This window comes from Nonlabens sp. (assembly GCF_965657255.1).
Taxonomy (GTDB): Bacteria; Bacteroidota; Bacteroidia; order Flavobacteriales; family Flavobacteriaceae; genus Nonlabens.
Window position 1 is genome coordinate 171503 of the sequence record NZ_CBFHNM010000002.1, and the last position, 20116, is coordinate 191618.

General features: G+C 34.9%; 19 protein-coding genes. 6 read left to right on the forward strand and 13 right to left on the reverse strand.

Translation table 11 applies throughout. The annotated features are described in order from the left end of the window. Positions 1–19 precede the first annotated feature (19 nt). The 3 genes from ACTF54_RS03255 to ACTF54_RS03265 form a co-directional block, all read right to left on the reverse strand. Positions 20–2230 (reverse strand): TonB-dependent receptor family protein, encoded by a 2211-nt coding sequence (locus ACTF54_RS03255; protein ID WP_438968748.1) that lies wholly within the window; start codon positions 2228–2230, stop codon positions 20–22. Between the two features lie 256 nt (positions 2231–2486). Next, positions 2487–3182, reverse strand: coding sequence for a lipoyl(octanoyl) transferase LipB (gene lipB / locus ACTF54_RS03260; RefSeq protein ID WP_347195574.1), 696 nt, complete (start codon positions 3180–3182; stop codon positions 2487–2489). 51 nt (positions 3183–3233) lie between these two features. Further along, positions 3234–3392, reverse strand: a complete 159-nt coding sequence (locus ACTF54_RS03265) for a YqaE/Pmp3 family membrane protein (protein ID WP_347195573.1) — start codon at positions 3390–3392, stop codon at positions 3234–3236. A 210-nt stretch (positions 3393–3602) separates the two neighbouring features. Between ACTF54_RS03265 and lysS the strand changes: the two genes are divergently transcribed. The 3 genes from lysS (at position 3603) to ACTF54_RS03280 (ending at position 6628) form a co-directional block, all read left to right on the forward strand. After that, positions 3603–5294 carry a lysine--tRNA ligase gene (lysS, locus tag ACTF54_RS03270; RefSeq protein WP_438968749.1) on the forward strand — a complete coding sequence of 564 codons (1692 nt, stop codon included), beginning with the start codon at positions 3603–3605 and terminating at the stop codon, positions 5292–5294. A 216-nt stretch (positions 5295–5510) separates the two neighbouring features. After that, a complete protein-coding gene (locus ACTF54_RS03275) occupies positions 5511–6092 on the forward strand; it encodes an OmpH family outer membrane protein (RefSeq protein WP_347195571.1) in 582 nt (193 codons plus the stop codon). Between the two features lie 131 nt (positions 6093–6223). Further along, the gene (locus tag ACTF54_RS03280; RefSeq protein ID WP_438968750.1) at positions 6224–6628 is read left to right on the forward strand and encodes a hypothetical protein; all 405 of its coding nucleotides are present in this window, start codon (positions 6224–6226) and stop codon (positions 6626–6628) included. Positions 6629–6863: 235 nt separating this feature from the next. Here the strand turns inward: ACTF54_RS03280 and hemL are convergent, their stop codons facing one another. Genes hemL through ACTF54_RS03300 form a run of 4 tightly spaced genes read right to left on the reverse strand, consistent with a single transcriptional unit; the run spans position 6864 to position 10263 of the window. Beyond that, positions 6864–8156, reverse strand: a complete 1293-nt coding sequence (hemL, locus tag ACTF54_RS03285; protein WP_347195569.1) for a glutamate-1-semialdehyde 2,1-aminomutase — start codon at positions 8154–8156, stop codon at positions 6864–6866. An 8-nt stretch (positions 8157–8164) separates the two neighbouring features. Then, on the reverse strand, positions 8165–8992 hold the full coding sequence (locus ACTF54_RS03290) for a glucosaminidase domain-containing protein (protein WP_438968819.1): 828 nt from the start codon (positions 8990–8992) through the stop codon (positions 8165–8167). Next, on the reverse strand, positions 8982–9929 hold the full coding sequence (locus tag ACTF54_RS03295) for a 1-aminocyclopropane-1-carboxylate deaminase/D-cysteine desulfhydrase (protein WP_347195567.1): 948 nt from the start codon (positions 9927–9929) through the stop codon (positions 8982–8984). The genes ACTF54_RS03290 and ACTF54_RS03295 overlap by 11 nt, the downstream gene beginning before the upstream one ends. Beyond that, positions 9922–10263: a hypothetical protein gene (locus ACTF54_RS03300; RefSeq protein ID WP_438968751.1), complete on the reverse strand. Its 342-nt coding sequence runs from the start codon at positions 10261–10263 to the stop codon at positions 9922–9924. Before ACTF54_RS03300 ends, ACTF54_RS03295 begins: the two co-directional genes overlap by 8 nt. A gap of 183 nt (positions 10264–10446) precedes the next feature. On the opposite strand from ACTF54_RS03300, the gene ACTF54_RS03305 reads away from it, so the two are divergent. The 3 genes from ACTF54_RS03305 to ACTF54_RS03315 all read left to right on the forward strand — a co-directional run bounded on the left by ACTF54_RS03305 (position 10447) and on the right by ACTF54_RS03315 (position 13228). Continuing rightward, positions 10447–10608, forward strand: coding sequence for a DUF5522 domain-containing protein (locus ACTF54_RS03305; RefSeq protein WP_347195565.1), 162 nt, complete (start codon positions 10447–10449; stop codon positions 10606–10608). 6 nt (positions 10609–10614) lie between these two features. Next, a complete protein-coding gene (locus tag ACTF54_RS03310) occupies positions 10615–12618 on the forward strand; it encodes a urocanate hydratase (RefSeq protein WP_347195564.1) in 2004 nt (667 codons plus the stop codon). Between the two features lie 67 nt (positions 12619–12685). Next, complete coding sequence (locus ACTF54_RS03315; protein WP_438968752.1) at positions 12686–13228, forward strand: DUF4136 domain-containing protein; 543 nt, start codon at positions 12686–12688, stop codon at positions 13226–13228. A gap of 54 nt (positions 13229–13282) precedes the next feature. On the opposite strand, the gene ACTF54_RS03320 is transcribed toward ACTF54_RS03315, so the two are convergent. The 6 genes from ACTF54_RS03320 to ACTF54_RS03345 all read right to left on the reverse strand — a co-directional run bounded on the left by ACTF54_RS03320 (position 13283) and on the right by ACTF54_RS03345 (position 20093). After that, the gene (locus ACTF54_RS03320) at positions 13283–15691 is read right to left on the reverse strand and encodes a hypothetical protein (protein WP_438968753.1); all 2409 of its coding nucleotides are present in this window, start codon (positions 15689–15691) and stop codon (positions 13283–13285) included. After that, positions 15663–16667 carry a hypothetical protein gene (locus ACTF54_RS03325; protein ID WP_438968754.1) on the reverse strand — a complete coding sequence of 335 codons (1005 nt, stop codon included), beginning with the start codon at positions 16665–16667 and terminating at the stop codon, positions 15663–15665. Before ACTF54_RS03325 ends, ACTF54_RS03320 begins: the two co-directional genes overlap by 29 nt. A 129-nt stretch (positions 16668–16796) precedes the next feature. Beyond that, positions 16797–17204: an OsmC family protein gene (locus ACTF54_RS03330; protein WP_347195560.1), complete on the reverse strand. Its 408-nt coding sequence runs from the start codon at positions 17202–17204 to the stop codon at positions 16797–16799. Between the two features lie 18 nt (positions 17205–17222). Next, the gene (locus ACTF54_RS03335) at positions 17223–17600 is read right to left on the reverse strand and encodes a hypothetical protein (protein ID WP_438968755.1); all 378 of its coding nucleotides are present in this window, start codon (positions 17598–17600) and stop codon (positions 17223–17225) included. Between the two features lie 29 nt (positions 17601–17629). Then, a complete protein-coding gene (locus ACTF54_RS03340; RefSeq protein ID WP_438968756.1) occupies positions 17630–19732 on the reverse strand; it encodes an alpha-ketoacid dehydrogenase subunit alpha/beta in 2103 nt (700 codons plus the stop codon). Next, positions 19725–20093 carry a GIY-YIG nuclease family protein gene (locus tag ACTF54_RS03345; RefSeq protein WP_347195557.1) on the reverse strand — a complete coding sequence of 123 codons (369 nt, stop codon included), beginning with the start codon at positions 20091–20093 and terminating at the stop codon, positions 19725–19727. The genes ACTF54_RS03340 and ACTF54_RS03345 overlap by 8 nt, the downstream gene beginning before the upstream one ends. Positions 20094–20116: the final 23 nt, after the last annotated feature.

The following is a 20116-nucleotide window of genomic DNA, read 5'->3' on the forward strand; positions in this document are numbered from 1 at the left end:
GTTTTATATTTTCTTAAAATTAAAACCTAGCAATAAGTCCCGCATTGATACCGAATGGATGTCCAGGTCTTAAACCAGCTGGTTGTCTGGAAACAGCATATTCATTATCCAGAACATTGATCATATTTAAAGTTCCTGTTAGGTTTTTATTGAAGTTATATCTACCAGAAACATCAATTAAGAAATTACGATCTACACGTTCTGCAGCAGCAATACTTCCAGTTCCCGCTTGCGTTCTCATTTCTCCTACAAATCTTGCGTTTGCATTAATATCAAACTTTTCGTGAGAAATACCTGCTAGAAAATTCCATTGATTTTGTGCGATATAAGGGATCTCATCTCCTACTGCTACTTCTCCATAAACATCACTATCAAATGCGGTTTGAAACTCTGTTTGTGTATGAGTATAATTTAATGTTAGAGGTAATGACCATTTGCTATTATTTTCCAATAGGTCGTAAGAAAAACTAACTTCTATACCTGCAACATCCACATCACCAGCATTAAACATGTCTGTTGTACCGCCGCCACCGCTAGCTGCAAGATCACTTCCTAAAAGGTTACTGTAATCATTAAAGAATACTGTTGTTTCACCTCTCAATCCACCAATTAAAAATCGAGAACCTAATTCATAATTTACACTTTCTTCTGCATCTACATCTGGTGAACTTCCCGGTGGAGAAAAACCTTTATGCATCCCACCAAAAAACGACCAAGTATTATTGATGCGATAATTTGCTCCTACACCTGGGATAAAAACACTTACCGTGTTCTCTCTAGAACTTAAATCGATACCAGTACGACCTGGATCGTTACTTCCGTAATTATCTCTAGTAAGTGTAATATCTTCATATCTCAATCCTGGAGTTACTGTTAACTTCCCAAAATTAACTTTGTATAAAGCATGAAGCGCGATCGCTTGAGCTTCGGAAATGCGATTTGCATCAGTACCTCTTGTTGCAGGAGAAGTTAATGCCATTCTTCCATTTTCAATACCGTATAAATCTACCCATTGGAAACGGTCTTCTTGATCTTCATGGTATCTCACACCTAATTCTAAATCACTTAAAACATTGTTACCAAATCTTATATTTGCCTTAGTTTGTACACCTCTGGAATAATAAACTCTATTGTTTGCTTTTACACCAAAAACGTCTTCTGCCGTATCAGCACCGCTAGCTACAGCATTGTATTCGTCTTGAAAAGTTACTGGATCTACTAGCAAATTATTGATTCCTACGTTTCCATTTCCTGTATTTACATAATCTAACTTATACCAGTTTCTTTTAAAATTATTTGAGTAAGCAGTAGATTGAATCGTTACATTAGACCATGGCTGGATAATATGAGTTAATTGGATCTGATCGTGTTCTGTACTTATAATATCTGCAGCACTAGCTAGATACCTTCTATAAGGGTTCTCTTCAAAATCTGCATCTGCAAGACCTAGGTAAGTTTCATTATCTAAACCTTCACTATACTGCAGCTTTAAAGTTACCGATTGTTGGATTTTTACATCTTTCTTTGTTCTCCAACTTAACTTACCGCTATAATCATTACGATCAAATCCAGTATTGCCACCACCATCTAGATCTTTAAAACCGTCACTACTGAAGTTTAAAAAATCAACCATATAACCCCATTGTTCTCCACTATCGCCTATACGCAACTCTGTCTGTCTAGAATTATAGTTTCCAACGTTCATTCTCGCATAGCCTTTTCTCTCATTAGGTATAGAGCTAGAAACAAAATTAATAGCACCACCAGTAGTGAATGGGCCATATTGAACCTGACTACTTCCTTTCAATACTTCTATGGCCTCCATGCGCGCTACATTTGGAAAATAATAAGCCGCTGGAGCAGAATATGGTGCTGGTGCTATAAGAACACCATCTTCCATCAGTGTGATTTTTGAAGAACGCTCTGCTTGCGTACCTCGTAAAGAGATATTAGGGCGTAAACCAAAACCATCTTCTTCTGTAACATTAACACCAGGAATCGAAAGTAATGCTCTATTGACATCGGTATAATTAAATTTAGTCAGATCTCTTTCTGACATGTAAAAGGAAGAACCTGTTCTATTTTGAGCTTCAAATTTACTTCCTAAAATAGAATTAGGCTTTAAGCGTATTACTTGAAGGTTCTCAACAGAGTCTGCCGGTTTTGTATCTTGAGAATAACCCAAAGAAGAAATACCTACAAAAAGTAAAATGGTATATAATTTATTCATTTATTTAGATTAAATATAAATAGAATTTGATTTGCGGCTGCAAATTTAAAACCCTTATTTAGATTAAATAAACATAAGCCAATTTATTATTAATTGTTATTTCTTATAGTTTATATAAAAGACTATAAGAATATTGTATAGAATTATTCTAAATAGAATAAAGGCAAGTTTTAACAAAACGTATTTTATTGTGTGAATGGATAGAATATTATAACTGTTCTGCTTTCGCGAAAGCGGAATAAAAAATGAATAAAAGCTAAACTAATTGTGCCTCAAAAAGTTCAGAGAAATACAGTTTAATCTTTTCTTTAACTTCATCAAGGTCTACTTCTCTCTTTAGTTCTGCAGCCAAAGAAGTGACTGATTTATCATCAATCCCACAAGGAATGATGTGATCAAAATAACCCAAATTTGTATTAACATTAAATGCAAAACCATGCATGGTAACCCAGCGACTAGCACGCACGCCCAGTGCGCAAATCTTGCGAGCAAAAGGAGTCCCAACATCTAGCCAAACGCCAGTCTCGCCATCACTGCGTTCTCCTTTTAAACCATAATCAGCTAGAATTTTAATAAAAACCTCTTCCAGAAAACGTAAGTATTTATGAATGTCAGTAAAAAAATTATCTAAATCAAGAATAGGATAACCAGTAATCTGTCCTGGACCATGATAGGTAATATCGCCACCACGATTAATTTTATAAAATGTAGCTCCTATATTTTCTAACAATTGCTCGTTTGCCAGTAAATTTTCAAGATCGCCACTTTTACCTAAAGTATAAACGTGATCGTGTTCTACAAATAGTAAATGATTTTCAGTAACAAGCCCAGCTTCTTCTCTCCTATTCTTGATTTTGGTATCTAGAATAGACTTAAAAAGCTGTTCTTGAAAGTCCCAGGTTTCTTTATAATCCCTGCGACCTAAATCCTGGAAGTTTACCTTTTTATTCATGATGCAAAGGTAAAATTATACATGCGGTTTACCTTAATTAAGATACAAAGTTTACTTATCAGGATTATTCAAAATAATCAAAGCCGCAATCACACCAGGAATCCAGCCCAAACAAGTAAGAATAAATACTATAATTATAGAACCACAGCCTTTTCCTATAACGGCTAACGGTGGAAAGATAACGGCAAGAATAACACGCCAGATGCTCATAAAAATACAATAATAAAATTAATAGTTTTGTTTATAAACCAGCAGTTATTGAATAAATAAATAACAATAATTGAAGATCAAAACAATAACAATACGACGATTTAATTACAGTTTTGTTACATCTTAAAAACACTAGTATGTTTTAGTTTTATATTTTGATTTTGACTTTTATTTTATTTTACCTTTGCAAGCTTAATTCAAACACAAATTATGCAACTTTCTGAACAAGAAATCGTACGCCGTGAGAAACTAGGCAAGCTGCGCGATATGGGAATAGATCCTTATCCAGCAGCACTTTATCCAGTAGATATTACTTCTAAAAAGATTAAAGCCGATTTCAAAGAAGGTAAACAGGTGGTTATCGCTGGGCGTTTAATGCGTAAAAAGATTCAGGGAAAAGCTTCCTTTGGAGAGATTCAAGATGCAGATGGTCGCATACAAGTCTATTTTAACCGTGATGAGATTTGTCCAGGTGAGGATAAAACGATGTATAATGATGTATTTAAAAAGCTACTAGACCTAGGTGATTTTATAGGTATTAAAGGAGAGCTTTTTAAAACACAAGTAGGAGAAATTACTGTTAACATAAAGGAATATACAATTCTTAGTAAAGCCTTGAGGCCTCTTCCACTTCCTAAAACAGATGCCGAAGGAAATACCTACGACGAGTTTAACGATCCTGAAACTCGTTACAGACAGCGCTATGCAGATCTTGCAGTAAATCCACATGTAAAAGAAGTATTTGTTAAAAGAACAAAACTTTTTAATGCCATGCGATCGTTTTTTAACGAGCGTGAATACTTTGAAGTAGAAACACCTATTCTACAGCCTATTCCTGGTGGTGCTGCTGCACGTCCATTTATGACGCATCACAATTCACTAGACATACCGCTCTATATGCGTATTGCTAACGAACTGTATTTGAAACGATTGATCGTCGGTGGATTTGACGGTGTGTATGAATTCAGTAAAAACTTCCGTAATGAAGGAATGGATCGCACACACAATCCAGAGTTTACAGCAATGGAAATTTATGTAGCCTATAAAGACTACAACTGGATGATGGACTTTACAGAAGAGTTGTTAGAAAACTGCGCTATAAAAGTGAATGGAGCAACTACTAGTAAATTTGGCGAGCATACCATTGAATGGAAAGCACCTTATCCTAGAGTTACTATGCGTCAATCTATCATCGATTTTACAGGATTTGATATTCATGGTAAAAGTGAGGAAGAGTTGTACGCTTTCGCGAAAGCGGAAGGCATAGACGTAGACGCTACCATGGGTAAAGGAAAGCTTATTGACGAGATTTTTGGCGAAAAATGTGAAGGTAATTACATACAGCCTACGTTTATCACAGATTATCCCAAAGAAATGTCACCGCTTTGCAAGCAACATAGAGATAATCCAGAACTAACAGAGCGTTTTGAGTTGATGGTTTGCGGTAAAGAAATTGCCAATGCATATTCAGAATTAAACGACCCTATAGATCAAAGGGAACGTTTTGAAGCACAACTGGCACTGGCAGATCGTGGTGATGACGAGGCAATGTTTATCGATCAAGATTTCTTAAGAGCTTTAGAATATGGAATGCCACCTACTTCTGGTTTAGGAATAGGAATGGACCGATTGATTATGTATTTAACTAATAATCCATCTATTCAAGAAGTGCTATTCTTTCCACAAATGAAACCAGAAAATACGGTTTCAGTAGAATTAAACGATGATGAGCAACTGGTTTATGACCTTCTCAAAAAAGAAGAAAAAATGGATCTAAATACTCTTAAAGAACAAGCCGGACTCAGTAACAAAAAATGGGATAAATCCATTAAAGGGTTAACTGGTAAAAAAGTAGCCAAAGTAGAAAAAACAGATGCAGGACTATTTGTAGAAATAGTTTAATAATCTAGTTTTAGGCTTTATCAATCTGCTAGTTAACCCTAACTAGCAGATTTTTTGTTACAATTATATTTTTTTTACAAAATGTTTCTTATAGAGAGAATTAATAACCATTAATATAAAATTTAGGAATAAGGTTAAGTTGACTAATATCATAGTCCGTTACGTTGCTTTGAATAATTAATATGAATACATTTGCTGAAATTTAAAAATTTAAAAATGAAGAAATTTATCGCATTAGCAGTCATTTTAATAGGTGCAGCATCTTGTCAAGAATCTCAAAAAGTAGCCTTTGTAGATAGTGAGAAGGTATATGAAGAATATCAAGAAAAGATTGATATCGAGGCAGAAATCACAAAGAAACAAGAAGATTTTAAAAAGAAAACAGATAGTCTAGGTATGGCTTACCAGATGGAAGCAGCACCGATGCAGGCTAAATTTGGTAAATTGAGTCAACAACAACAACAGTCTAATCCGGAAATTGTAGCTTTTGGTCAAAAATGGCAAATGATTGAATCTCAGATTAAAGCGCAAGAGCAAAGCATGCAAGATGAATTGCAAAAAAAGTTGCAAGAACTAGATACTAATGTAGAAGAATTTATTGCCGCTCACGCAAAAAAGAATAATTATTCATTTGTACTAGGAAAAAATAAATCTGGCGGATTAATTTATGGTAATGAGGCTAGTGATATTACAGAAACAGTTATCAAGGAATTAAACGAACAATATAACAGTAAAGAGGTTGTTAAGTCCACTAATTCTGAAACATCAACAAAAACTGATGAATCTATCAAGGAATAAATAAGAAGAATTATTTTATTTTTCACCTATCAAAGTCATGCCTAGTGCATGACTTTTTTTATGTCTTAATTAAACTTAACTAAAAATTCCAAGTCATAGATTTATAACACATAAATTAAAAAGAGAAAGAAATGAAAAAATTAATGATTCTAGTTGCGATACTAACAGTAGGATTAATAAACGCACAACGTGTAGAAAGAAATTTGACACCTGAACAAATTGCATCTTTAAAATCCAAAAATATGACCCTCGTTCTTGACCTTGACGAAAAACAACAGATCAAAGTTGAGCAGCTTTTATTAAACAATGCTAAAGATCGAAAAGCTAAAAAACTAAATAAAGAAGAGCGTTCAAAATTGACAAGCAATCAAAGAATTGCCCTCAAAGAACAAATGCTAGAAAAACAAATCGCTATGAAGAGAGAAATGAGATCTATTCTTAATGCAGATCAATATACACGTTGGGAGAAAATGATGGTAAAGATTAAGAATGGTAAAAAGAAAAGTAGAAAAAAGAAAAGTGGTAGAGGTAATTAATACTGTACATAATTGAGTAAGTCTCAATATTAGATTTAAAAAACACGTCTTAGATATAGAGTTGTTAATACCACTTAATAGATTACTTATTTCACTCTTAAAAAAACGTAAGAATATTAAATGAGCCTATAAAAAACCGTTCTTAGGTAGAACGGTTTTTTTGTGCCGTTTTCATTCAGAATACACTATTTTGATTGAAAAATTAACTCTGGGCTGTACTTTAGCTAAAGCGCAATTACCATGCTGCTACTACTTCTTTACTAGCTTCTATAGTTTTGTCTAGATCATCATAACTTAAAGCGTCGTTCAAGAAATAAGATTCAAAAGCACTAGGAGGTAAATAAATTCCACGCTCTAACAAACCATGGAAGAATTTTTTAAACCAATCATTGTTTCCAGTTGCAGCGCTTGAAAAATCTACCACGTCTTGATCTGTAAAATGCACAGACATCATCGATCCATAACGGTTTATTTTGTAATCAATTCCTTTGTCAGAGAAAACTGAATCTATTCCCTTGTGTAAGTATTCTGTTTTTGAAGCTAGACTATCATATATTTCTGGATGGTTATTAAGATGTGTTAACATAGCCATACCAGCACTCATCGCCAGTGGATTCCCACTTAAAGTTCCTGCTTGATAAACTGGCCCTAAAGGCGCAAGATGATTCATAATTTCTTGTCTTGCAGCAAACGCTCCTACAGGAAGTCCACCACCGATTACTTTTCCATAAGTAACAATATCTGCTTTTACCCCAGTTGTCTCTTGTGCTCCACCACGAGCTAATCTAAAACCAGTCATTACTTCGTCAAAAATGAATAAGGCACCATGTTGATCACACAAAGATCTTATGCCTTCCAGAAAACCAGAATTAGGAACTATACAGCCCATATTACCTGCTATAGGTTCAATGATTACACAAGCTATTTCTCCTTCATTTTGCTTAAAAATATCTGCAACTTGATCTAGATTATTGTATTGCGCTAGCAAGGTATCTTTTGCAGTGCCTTGTGTCACGCCTGGACTATTAGGACTTCCAAAAGTTACTGCACCACTTCCAGCTTGGATTAAAAATGAGTCACTATGACCGTGATAACAACCAGCAAACTTGATTATTTTATCTCTTCCAGTAAAACCACGCGCTAATCGCACAGCACTCATACAAGCTTCTGTACCAGAATTCACCATTCTTATTTGATCGATATTAGGCGCCATGGAAACAGCAAGCCTTGCAATTTCAGTTTCTAGTGCAGTAGGCATTCCATACGAGGTGCCTTTTTCTGTAGCTTTGATAACGGCCTCTACAACAGGCTCAAAAGCATGTCCTAGAATCATCGGTCCCCATGAAGCGATGTAATCTATGATCTGATGTCCATCTTCTGTTTGTAAATAAGCACCTTTAGCTCGCTCTACAAAAACAGGATCACCACCGACCGCATTAAAAGCTCGTACAGGAGAATTGACTCCGCCAGGGATATATTTTTTTGCTTCTTTAAAAAGCACACTACTTCTTTGATATTTAAATGACATGAAAATAATTATTTTACGATCAACACTTGACCTATACTTAAATCGTTAGATTTTAAATTGTTGAGTTTTTTGATATGCTCGACAGTTGTACTGTATTTTTTTGAAATACTATAAAGACTTTCTCCTTTAACGACCGTGTGCTGTTTCACTAGTTCTGGCGTGGTACTTTCTTGAACTTTTTCAATAATTCTAGGCTTTTGATCAACTGTTTTGCCTAGAGTGATGTTATCATATTTATAAAGTTCATAGCGTTCTATAAGACTTATTAGCTTTTGTGGGTATCTTTTATCTGTTGCATATCCTGCTGTTTTTAAACCTTTTGCCCAACCTTTATAATCATCTTCATCAAGTTTAAAAAGTCCTGCATATCTTGGACGATCTTTCAGGAACAACGAATGGTCTCGATACGAATAATTAGCATTATTATAAGTTCGGAAACATTCTTGATCTTCGTCATCATCATGATAAATTCTTCCACCAGTCCATCCTGTATGGCACTTGATACCAAAGTGATTATTTGCTTCTACAGCCAGTCTACCACTTCCAGAACCGCTTTCTAATATTCCTTGAGCAAGAGTAATACTTGCTGGAATTTTATAAAGCTTCATTTCTTGCATGGCGACATCCTTAAAATCTTCTACATAATTAGCAACATTATCTGCACTCCTAGGTGTTGAAGTTGTCGTTACTTTATCATTTTCTTTAACAACCATAGGAGATTGCTTGGTTGTACGTGATTTAGATTTTCTTTTTGTAGTAACCACATTGCTCTTAGAACCGCAGGATACTAAGAAAACACCTAAAAGGAATAAGGTGAAAAAATGTCTATAATTCATTCTCATAACTTAGATTAAGTCGTCGTTTTTTATCTAACATTTTGTTATAACCGGTAATGGATTGCAAGCCGCCAGTATGAATAGCTAAAATACGAGTTTTACCTTTGATAACGCCACTTTCAACCATTTGTTCTATTCCATACATCATTTTTCCTGTATAAATAGGCTCTAATGGTATTCCGCTTTCGCGAAAGCGAGAGTTCATATAATCAATCAATCTATCATTAGATTTTGCATAACCGCCAAAAGTCGTTTCATTTACTATCTCAAAATCTTTTCTTCTCGTGTATTTCTCAATTTCAGCCTGCATAAAGTCGCCTTTCAAAGAAGAGAAAACGATTACTTTTTGGTTTATTGCCGCACTATTTATGATGCCTGCTGCTGTACCACCAGTTCCTGCTGCAACACAGATAATGTTATAATTGATTCTATCAAAATCAGTTAAAACTTCCTCAGTTCCTTTAACAGCCAGTGCATTAGTACCACCTTCTGGAATAGAATAAAAAGCACCAAAAAGAGCAGACATTCTATCCAAAAATGTTGCAGCTACTTTTTCTCGATAATCCTCGCGTGAAACAAAATGAAAATGCATACCGTTATCATGAGCTAATTTTAAAGTAGCGTTTCCTGCTAGGGTTTTCTTTAAATCAATTCCTAATTCTTCACCACGTATAATACCAATAGTTTTTAAACCTAATATCTTTCCTGCCGCTGCTGTTGCTGCAATATGATTAGAAAAAGCACCACCATAGGTAAGAATAGTATCGTGACCTTGATTTTGGGCTTCTATCAAATTGTACTTTAACTTACGTAGCTTATTACCAGACACCTCTTTATGCAGTTGATCTTCTCGTTTTATATCGATTTCAATATCAATATTACGAAAGGATTTAAATTTTTGATTGATAGATTTTTGAGGTTTAAAAAGTTTATCCATCACTATACTTTTTATTGTAAAATTTCAAAAAAGAAAAAAAATTACGAGTAATTAAGTAATCTAAAGAGCACTCATAAAAATAGGACTCTCTTTCAAAAACGATATTGCGATAAGCCTTATGATGATTTTTGTACTTCAATAATTGAATTAAATAATCAGATACATACCACAAATAAAAAATCACAATCAATAATTCTTTTTGTTGTTGAGCATGAATCTTTTCATGATTCATGAAAACTACATCCTTACCATACTTACGATCTTTTACCAACAAAAAAGGCCATAACATCATGCCTTTATAGTTTTTGAGAAGTGAGGTTTTGATTAAAATCATCGTGCAAAGTTATGGATTAAATAAGTGTGGCTTTCTAAGTTATTTTAAGTTTCATAAACTAGAAATACTGATGAGAGAAAGGCAATCTTTACAGGTTACTTCCCTCAATATTTTCGTAGGATTTATTAATACTTTATAAATAAACAAGTTTACATACTGCACTATCTGTCGTATTTTTATGGCATGAAAAAAATTGTACCTGTAGAAGAAGGTGATTATTATTTGACACCACAAGGATACCGCTGTTTTACAGAGCAATATCATCTTAAGCGAGGATATTGTTGTGAGAGCGGTTGCCGTCACTGTCCATATGGTTATGATAAGAAAAAAAACAGCCAAAATTAGATTTTTATGAGTTTAGATAGTTCGTTACAACGCTTTCGCGAAAGCATACAACAAGGAATCCCTAACGATTTGCCTCCTGCACATCAATATGATACCGCTGTAAATCATGCTCCTAAACGTAAGAAAATTCTAAGCCCTGAAGAAGAAAAGCTTGCCTTACGTAATGCTTTGCGATATTTTGATGTGAAACATCATGAAGTTTTATTGCCAGAATTTAAAGAAGAACTGGATACTTACGGTCGTATTTATATGTACCGATTTATGCCAGATTATGAAATAAAGGCTAGAAATATTAGTGATTATCCTGCACAATCCCAACAAGCAGCAGGGATTATGTTAATGATTCAAAACAACCTGGACCATGCAGTAGCACAACATCCTCATGAGTTGATTACTTACGGTGGTAATGGTGGTGTTTTCTCAAATTGGGCACAATATTTACTGACCATGAAATATCTGAGCGAGATGACTGATGAGCAAACACTAGTCATGTATTCTGGTCATCCTATGGGCTTGTTCCCTTCTCATAAACTAGCGCCTCGTTGTGTAGTCACAAATGGAATGATGATCCCTAATTATTCACAACCAGATGATTGGGAGAAATTTAATGCTTTAGGCGTGACGCAATATGGTCAGATGACCGCAGGTTCTTACATGTATATAGGACCGCAAGGAATCGTTCATGGAACAACGATTACTGTTTTAAACGCATTTAGAAAAATAAAAAAATCGCCTACTGGTAACATTTTTGTAACCTCAGGCCTTGGTGGCATGAGTGGTGCGCAACCCAAAGCTGGAAACATAGCAGGTTGCATAACGATTTGTGCAGAAATGAACCCTAAAGCTGTACAAACCAGACATTCTCAAGGTTGGGTAGATATTGTGATTAAAAACACTCATGATCTTATCGCAAGAGTTCAAAAAGCGCAAAAGAATCAAGAAACTGTTTCAATAGCTTACGAAGGAAATATTGTTCATGTTTGGGAAGCTCTGTATCAAGCAAATATTCATGTTGCTATAGGTAGTGATCAAACTAGCTTACACAATCCTTGGGCAGGTGGTTATTACCCTGTAGATCTTACATTTGATGAAGCAAATGAGATGATGAGTAATGATCCTAAACGTTTTAAAAAAGAGGTTCAGCATTCATTAAGACGTCACGTAGAAGCTATCAATAAACATACAGCAAAAGGAACCTATTTCTTTGATTATGGTAATGCTTTCTTACTAGAATCTAGTCGTGCTGACGCTGATATTTCTGGGATTGATAAGGAGTTTAGGTATCCTTCTTACGTTCAAGACATTATGGGACCTATGTGTTTTGATTATGGTTTTGGACCGTTTAGATGGGTTTGTGCATCAAATAATCCAGAAGATCTTAAGAAAACTGATCAAATCGCAACTGGTGTTTTAGAACGATTATCAAAAGACGCACCAGAACGCATCCAGCAGCAAATGCAGGATAACATTAAGTGGATCAAAGGTGCGCAAGAAAATAAACTCGTTGTAGGATCACAAGCTAGAATCCTATATGCAGATTCTGAAGGAAGAATAGAAATCGCAAGAGCTTTCAATAGAGCAATTTCAGCAGGAGAAATAGGACCAATTGTTTTAGGACGTGATCATCACGATGTGTCAGGAACAGACAGTCCATACAGAGAAACTTCTAATATTTATGATGGTTCACGCTTCACCGCAGACATGGCTATTCAAAATGTAATAGGAGATAGTTTTAGAGGTGCTACATGGGTTTCTATTCACAATGGTGGTGGCGTTGGTTGGGGCGAGGTTATGAATGGTGGTTTTGGAATGGTAATTGATGGTAGTAAAGAATCAGAAAATAAGTTGGCATCTATGCTTTTTTGGGATGTAAATAATGGTATTGCTCGTAGAAACTGGGCGAGAAATGAAAATGCCGTATTTGCAATTAAAAGAGCCATGGAAACAAATCCTTCTTTAAAAGTCACTATCCCTAATGAAGTAAGTGATGATTTGATAAATAATCTTTAATCTGTTTTCAAAAATATAGTAGTAGATTACTGCATTAGAGAAAGCAGCCATATAAAAAATAATAGCTATGAAAAAAGTATTTACTCTACTTGCAGTGGTAACCTTCTTGGTAAGCTGTAAAACAGTGCGTGTTTCTCAAGATTATGCTTTAGGAACAGATTTTAACAATTACAAAACCTATGCTTATTTTAAAGCGGGAATAGACGAAGCAGAAGTTTCTGAATTAGACAAGAAACGTATTCTTAGAGCTATCGATAGTGAAATGAAAGCTAAGGGCTTTTCTAAATCCAGCAATCCAGATATTATGGTAAGTATTTTTACTGACTCCAAAGAACGTGTTGATGTTTTCAACAACATGGGCTGGGGTTGGGGCGGCGGCTGGGGCTGGGGCTGGGGCGGCGGCTTTTGGGGCGGTGGTTTCAATAATAATGTAAGCCGCACTACAGAAGGCGTGTTATACATAGACCTTATCGACGCAAAGAATAAAGAATTAATCTGGCAAGGAGTTGGTACAGCACCTTTAAAGTCTACTCCAGAGAAAAAAGTAGAGAGAACTAATGAAATTGTAAAAGAGATTTTAAAACAGTTCCCACCTATGCCTAAAAATTAGATGGCAAATTTGAAATATCTATAACCTCATCTTAATTAGAAAAGATGAGGTTTTCTAGTTTTTATACCTAACGTAATTGCTGAACCAACTACACTCTTTTAAAACATTTTGAGCATATTCTGTATCTAGATATTCTTGTTCTAGCAGGTCAAAATACTCTTGATGATCATCGCAAAGTTGAAATGTGACGTTATTAGTATCTGAATTGTAACCTTCATTAACGCAGCTATTGGTTTTTGCAAGCATAAATAAAATGGCAGCATTAGTTTCTTTTGAACCTTTTTCAGACGCTAAGCCTTTCAAAAGATACGCATTTGCCTGTTCTAGAATAAAACTATGGTCAGATTCAATTGTTAATTCAACATCACCATATTTTGAACCAATTACCGAATTGCGTTGGTCATTAGTGATATAAAAACTATTGTTCATAAACCAACCTAGGTGACTCATATTGTACCAGGCGTTACCCATCATATAGTAATAATCAGCTGTATTGTTTTTATCTCTTTCTGCTAATTGCTTTAATCTTGTAAGTACCTCGGTAAGTTTTATTTTATTATCTCGATAGGCTTCTCTTTCCATACTAGAATCTGCAATAATTACATTCTCACCCAGAACTTCCTCATATTTAATATGAAAATCATTTGAAATATCAGCAAATGTTATATTCATCCATTCTTTAATAGATGCTGAAAACAGTTCTGTTCTCAATCCATTTTCCCAAAAGACCTCAGGAGTCTTTACTTTTATAAATTCTTGCATTGCTTTTTCCAACTGATCTGTTCTTAAATAGTAGGTACCTCTTAAATCATGAACATAATCCTTTGGAGCAGTTTTCATTCGTTTTAAAATTGTTTTTTCAAATAAAGTTGGATTTTTAAGACTTACAAAAGCATCAAAACTATTGATGTACTGTTCATTTAAGTAAAAATATTTAGAATTATATTCCCAGCTATCACCATGAAACTTTCCAACCATATTCCAATCATAAGAATCCTTATTTGAATAGGCATCATAATTAATAGAAGCTAAAACACTAACGATGGGATTATTTGCTTCTTTATACAAGGCACTAATATGATTAAAAAATGCCGCTACTGTAGGTTGATGCGTTTTTAAATCTACATCACTAGAAATACGTTCATAACTTTGATTGATCCTTATTCTATCTAAATACTTGATATCCATAAAAACAACAGCTTCTTTAAGTCTTTTAAAATGCTTAAGGTTTTTCTGTTGAGGATTTAAAGTGGTAATGTAGTTTAAAGCTGTTGTATTCTCTTTTAAATATAAGTGCGTGGTTGTTACAACCAGCGACCATAAATCTTTATTTTTAAGCTTTGTATTATTAAGTAGTCCCTTTGCAAAAAGCTGAAGTTTCTTAGGATACTTTTCATCAATTTCTGCGTCCTCGTAATAGCCGTATGCATTGTGCTCAAAAATAGCAGCTTGCATTTGATCTAGATATCGTACAGCAAGTACCTCTAGATAAGCTGAATTTACATTGAACTCAGCTATATGTTCCATTTCTCTTATAGCATCACCTCTACCATGAAATGTTTTGAAGAAACTTTTGATGTCGCTATTTTTCTGGGCAGTTAGAAATTCTTTATTATTTTCTAATAATTCCCAATTTAAAAATCGCAAGCTAATCGCACAAGTGTTACGTCTATCTGGTAACTGCTTGTATACTTCTAGATAAGAATTTGCAGCAAGTGTTTGAAGATTCTCATTATATGCAGCACCAGCCATTTCTTCCATAGCTCTATAATAAATGTAATTATTAGAAGATTCTTTTTTGAGAATTGTATTAAAATATCTAATAGCAGCTTCATTTTCTTGTAAATAATGCGCCATTTTTACCGCTTGAAAACCTGCACGATTCTTCATGAAATCATCTGGTGCCATGGCTACTAGCTCTAGTGCTCTAGATAACAGTTCTCTTTTATCCACAGATCGTTGTTGATACTCATAATCATATGACTCACCTTGATACCAACCTATGCCACTTGAACTATCACTGGATGTATTTTGAGTTTGCTTTGCAAGAATGAGGTATTCCTTGAAAAAATGATACTTTGGTTTATTAAACCGCTTACCTAAATCGTCATCGTACTTTTCAAAACCTTCTTCACCTAACAACCATTCCACAGGTCTTTTAAAAATAAGATCTACTAATTCTTCTTTGGTAAACTCACCGTTTAAGTAAACAAACCATTCCTGCAAATTACTGGAAGGACTATCACTACTTATCGTATCACAAAAAGGTGTATTAGGGCAGTTTAAAAACGCATGATATTCATTATTAACTAATGAATATTGATCAATGATAGGGTAATAAAAATCATCCCAAGATGGATCCCATCCACAAAACGCACCATTTGAAGAAACCGTACTTCCAAAAGCAATTACTGGCAAAAGCATCAACCAGATTCTACTTAGCAAAAGACGAAAGTTCTTCATGAGAAAATTGATTAGTTAATGGTGAATTTATATGATAAAATATGGTTTCGTACTCCAGGTTTGATTTTGAAGCATCCTTGATCATGGACGCCAGTTCCTCCAGTTTGCTTTTAGTAATCGTTTCAAGTCTTAATACATCATCAGAGTACACAAAAACTCCATTCACGTAAGAGTCAGATGTTGCGATATAAAAATTTTCTTTTTCCGCTTTCGCGAAAGCGGAACTTAACAAATCAGGAGTCACATCTTTAAGAATTCCTTTCAATTCTCCATCGCGATACAAAACACCCCATTCAAAAAGTGGCAACGCAACATCAAAAGGTAAAGGATAATCAGACAATTTTTTCAAATACTGAGATGTCAAATCGTTACTAATAATGGAGTTGGTTTCTTTTACATTACCTAAATCGCCTACATTATAAGCCATCAAAACAACTCGATCTACTGGCGGCACACCTGTTCGTTCTTTAAATTTGACTTGATGCAATCTTAAAGTAGAACTTAAAAAATAACCAGGTAACTGAATCTTTAATTCTTCCAAAAATTGGAAAAAACGATCACGTGTACTAGCCGTCCAATCACAATCTAACTGGATTTGCTTAACAGCAGCTTTTCCTATCAAGTGCTTGTTTTGAATGCGCTTGATTTTATCAGCAGTGTTTTTTGCAAGCTTTTTTAAATTTTCCTCACTTCCATCTTTATGCAAAAATACTTCATTGCGTATATAAATTACTGGTACAATTTCTTGCGCTGTGAACACCACGTTTTGATCAAACTGTACCGTTGCTACCGGAAAAACTTTATCTGCCTGCTGATTGATAACTAAATCAAAAAATCGAACATATTCCTTTGAGGCGCCACCTTGAGAAATTAATTCTTTAGAAATTTTAGTAGGTTGATATGAAGTTTTCCAGTGATAGAAATAATAGTTCTTGTCAGATGAATTTACAGAATCACAAGCTACAATGCTAATCATACAAAGCGCTAGTAAAAAAATGATACGCATAGAAACGTTAAATGTTAGACCGTAAATATACTAATAAAGAGTAATTTAGTATTATTATTTAAATAAACTAACTAATACTTTAGGCAGATTAAAAAAGCTTTATTTAACGATAACTTCCCAACTTATTTTTACTTGTTTATCAAAACTTTTAGAAACAGAGCAATATTTTTCAAAACTTAAATCGGCTGCTTTTTGCGCCTTTTGATCATCTATTTCACCTTCAAGAATTACTTTAACATGCATTGAATTGAATGGCATAGAATCATCTAGTAGGTAACGTTCTCCATCTACTTCTACTTTATAGCTGGTAATTTCTTGACGTTGTTTTTTAAGAATATGAATAATATCAATAGCACTACAAGAACCTACGCCCATAAGTAATAGTTCCATGGGACTTACACCTTGTACCGTTTCCATACCACTATGATCTACCATTACGGTATTACCAGAAACTCCTTTTGCTTCAAGTAGGTATTCTGTATTTTTTCTTTCTAAAGTTACTTTCATAATTGTAATGGGTGAATTTTATAAAAAGCTATTTTTAACTCTAATTCTTGGTCTGTAATACGATATGGTTTCTGAAGCACCCCAATTAATTTTAAGTTCGTTGAAGGTTTGAAATATCAACTTCCCAGAATAAACGTTGTTTTGCTTCAAATAGAAAATACTATCTTTTTTCAAAAAGTATTTATAATTCTCATTTTTAGTAAAGTTGTTTTCTTTATTCAACTCATAACCATCTTTGTAAATAATATATCTCTTGTCTCTCATATAATTAGCAAGCCACTTCCCTTGAATAGCTTCTTCTTTAAATGAATATAGAGTATCTCCTTGCTTTATTTCATAAGTTGATGATTGTAAATATTGATAATTCTTTTTTGCACAAGAGGCAAAAATTATCAATACGATAAGAACTAAAAAATTCTTGATATTTAATAATTCAATAGCTCCTCAATCTTCACCTTCACCTTCTCCGTAGTAGGAATCATTGTTTCTTCAAGAACAGAATTTAATGGAATCGCAGGCATGTTTTCAGAACCTATGACCATTACTGGCGCATCGATGTATTTAAAACATTCTTCTTGAATGCGTCCCTGTAAAGCACGAGAGAAACTATTATCACTAGGTTCTTCAGTCACTACCAGACATTTTCCACATTTTTTTACACTGGTAAAAACGGTTTCATAATCCAGCGGATGCAACGTTCTTAAATCCACTACTTCTACTCTATCCTGCACACCTAATTGCTCTGTCGCATTCATTGCCCAGTGCACGCCCATTCCGTATGTAATGATGGATAACGTCTCTTCTTCCTCTTTTTTCCAGATTTCTTGTAAAACCCATGCTTTACCAAAAGGCAATACATAATCCTCTGATGGCTCGATGCTTGTTGCTCCTTTGGTTCCTTTTACTTTACTCCAGTACAAACCTTTATGTTCAAAAATCACCACTGGATTAGGATCATAATAAGCTGCTTTCATCAATCCTTTTAAATCTGCACCATTAGATGGGTAAGCAATCTTTAAACCTCTGATGTTAGACACCACACTTTCCATAGAACTGGAGTGATAAGGTCCACCGCTACCATAAGCACCTATGGGCACACGCAATATCATAGAAACCGGCCATTTTCCATTACTTAAATAACAGGAACGTGACACCTCTGTAAACAACTGGTTCAGTCCTGGCCAGATGTAGTCTGCAAACTGAACTTCTACAATCGGTTTTAAACCTACGGCGCTCATTCCTACCGTACTTCCTACTATAAATGCTTCTTGAATAGGCGTATTGAACACTCTGTTATCACCAAATTTTTGTGCCAGCGTTGCTGCTTCTCTAAAAACACCGCCTAATCTACCTCCTACATCTTGTCCATACAACAAGCATTCTGGATGTTTACGCATTAATTCCTCGATTGCAAATAAGGCACAATCTACCATCACCACTTTTTCTGCTCCTTCTGGAGATCGCTCTCCTTTTTCTTCGGTAATTGGTGTTGGTGCAAAATCATGTGTGAACAAATCTGCTGGTTCTGGATCGGGCATGTTCATGGCATCTTGTAATGCTTGTGCTACTTCCGCTTTCGCGAAAGCGTCATAACCATCCACATCCTGCTCACTAAATCCATTATCAAGTAATAATTGTCTCATACGCGGATATGGATCACGAGTCCTTGCCTCTTCTAAATCATCGCGATAAAACTCCATTCTTACACCACTAGTATGGTGGTTTAACAATGGTACTTTAGCGTGGACTAAAAATGGTCTGCGCTTTGTTCTTATTTTTTCAATCACCTCATTTAAGGTGTTGTAACTTTCTTCAAAATCGGTCCCATCGATAGAAATAGCTTCTATTCCATGAAAACCTGCAGCATACTCAGCAGCATTTTGGGCACGAGTTTCAGCAGCATTTGCGCTGATATCCCAACCGTTATCCTGCACTAAATAGAGAATAGGTAATTGTTTCAACGCTGCCATTTGAAAAGCCTCGGCAATTTCTCCTTCAGTTACAGATGCATCTCCTAGGGAACAAACGACTATTGAATCTGAACTTGAACTCGAATTTGAACTTGAATCGATTGCCTCACGTTGCTTGCTAGTTAAACTCTCACGGTAATGGAATCCCAATGCGACTCCAGTAGCAGGAATGGCCTGCATACCAGTAGCACTGGACTGATGTGGAATTTTAGGCTTATCGATATCATTCAATGATGGATGCGAGTAATAGGTACGTCCTCCAGAAAAAGGATCATCTTTTTTGGCCAGTAATTGCAACATGAGATCATAAGGTTTCATCCCTATAGCAAGTAACATCGCATCATCACGGTAATATGGAAATGCATAATCTTGTGGCAACAATTGCATTCCTAGTGCCGTCTGAATCACCTCATGACCACGACTGGTGGCATGCACATACTTAGAAACTGTTTTAAAGTTCTCTTCGTAGAGCTCTGCCATGGCTTTGGCAGTAGTTAGGTTTTTGTATGCTTTCTCTAAATTCCTACAAAAGTGGGAATCTGCTTGATTCTTACTCATAACTGTTCTTATTATCTGATATTGCCTTGGCATTTCTATGAAAATCCAAAGTAGCTTTAACTCGTTTACTCTTTAAAGTAAGATGATTGGATTCGTTCCAATTAATCGCTATGTCCATCCATTCTGGATTAATAGTTTCAATCAATTCAATTTTCCAAACTCTCTTCCATTTCTTTAATTGAGACTCTCTTTTTTCAGCATCTTCCTTTGAATTGTGTTTTTCTAGATATACTAATTTATTACAATTATATCTGGCTGTAAAAGATTTACGATTCACCTTAGTTTTATGTTCAATCACTCTAGATTCAATGTCATTAGAATAGCCTATGTACAAAACACCACACTTTTTGTTTGTCATCATGTAACAGTAGTATGTAGGTGTTG

Excerpts from the sequence above, each read along its gene's own strand:
- hemL (WP_347195569.1), bottom strand. The coding sequence starts at position 8,156 with ATGTCATTTAAATATCAAAGAAGTAGTGTGCTTTTTAAAGAAGCAAAA.
- ACTF54_RS03290 (WP_438968819.1), bottom strand. The coding sequence starts at position 8,992 with ATGAATTATAGACATTTTTTCACCTTATTCCTTTTAGGTGTTTTCTTA.
- ACTF54_RS03255 (WP_438968748.1), bottom strand. The coding sequence starts at position 2,230 with ATGAATAAATTATATACCATTTTACTTTTTGTAGGTATTTCTTCTTTG.
- ACTF54_RS03280 (WP_438968750.1), top strand. The coding sequence starts at position 6,224 with ATGAAAAAATTAATGATTCTAGTTGCGATACTAACAGTAGGATTAATA.
- ACTF54_RS03330 (WP_347195560.1), bottom strand. The coding sequence starts at position 17,204 with ATGAAAGTAACTTTAGAAAGAAAAAATACAGAATACCTACTTGAAGCA.
- ACTF54_RS03310 (WP_347195564.1), top strand. The coding sequence starts at position 10,615 with ATGAGTTTAGATAGTTCGTTACAACGCTTTCGCGAAAGCATACAACAA.
- ACTF54_RS03340 (WP_438968756.1), bottom strand. The coding sequence starts at position 19,732 with ATGAGTAAGAATCAAGCAGATTCCCACTTTTGTAGGAATTTAGAGAAA.
- ACTF54_RS03265 (WP_347195573.1), bottom strand. The coding sequence starts at position 3,392 with ATGAGCATCTGGCGTGTTATTCTTGCCGTTATCTTTCCACCGTTAGCC.
- ACTF54_RS03305 (WP_347195565.1), top strand. The coding sequence starts at position 10,447 with ATGAAAAAAATTGTACCTGTAGAAGAAGGTGATTATTATTTGACACCA.
- lipB (WP_347195574.1), bottom strand. The coding sequence starts at position 3,182 with ATGAATAAAAAGGTAAACTTCCAGGATTTAGGTCGCAGGGATTATAAA.
- ACTF54_RS03315 (WP_438968752.1), top strand. The coding sequence starts at position 12,686 with ATGAAAAAAGTATTTACTCTACTTGCAGTGGTAACCTTCTTGGTAAGC.
- ACTF54_RS03295 (WP_347195567.1), bottom strand. The coding sequence starts at position 9,929 with ATGGATAAACTTTTTAAACCTCAAAAATCTATCAATCAAAAATTTAAA.
- ACTF54_RS03300 (WP_438968751.1), bottom strand. The coding sequence starts at position 10,263 with ATGATTTTAATCAAAACCTCACTTCTCAAAAACTATAAAGGCATGATG.
- ACTF54_RS03320 (WP_438968753.1), bottom strand. The coding sequence starts at position 15,691 with ATGAAGAACTTTCGTCTTTTGCTAAGTAGAATCTGGTTGATGCTTTTG.
- ACTF54_RS03345 (WP_347195557.1), bottom strand. The coding sequence starts at position 20,093 with ATGATGACAAACAAAAAGTGTGGTGTTTTGTACATAGGCTATTCTAAT.
- lysS (WP_438968749.1), top strand. The coding sequence starts at position 3,603 with ATGCAACTTTCTGAACAAGAAATCGTACGCCGTGAGAAACTAGGCAAG.
- ACTF54_RS03275 (WP_347195571.1), top strand. The coding sequence starts at position 5,511 with ATGAAGAAATTTATCGCATTAGCAGTCATTTTAATAGGTGCAGCATCT.
- ACTF54_RS03325 (WP_438968754.1), bottom strand. The coding sequence starts at position 16,667 with ATGATTAGCATTGTAGCTTGTGATTCTGTAAATTCATCTGACAAGAAC.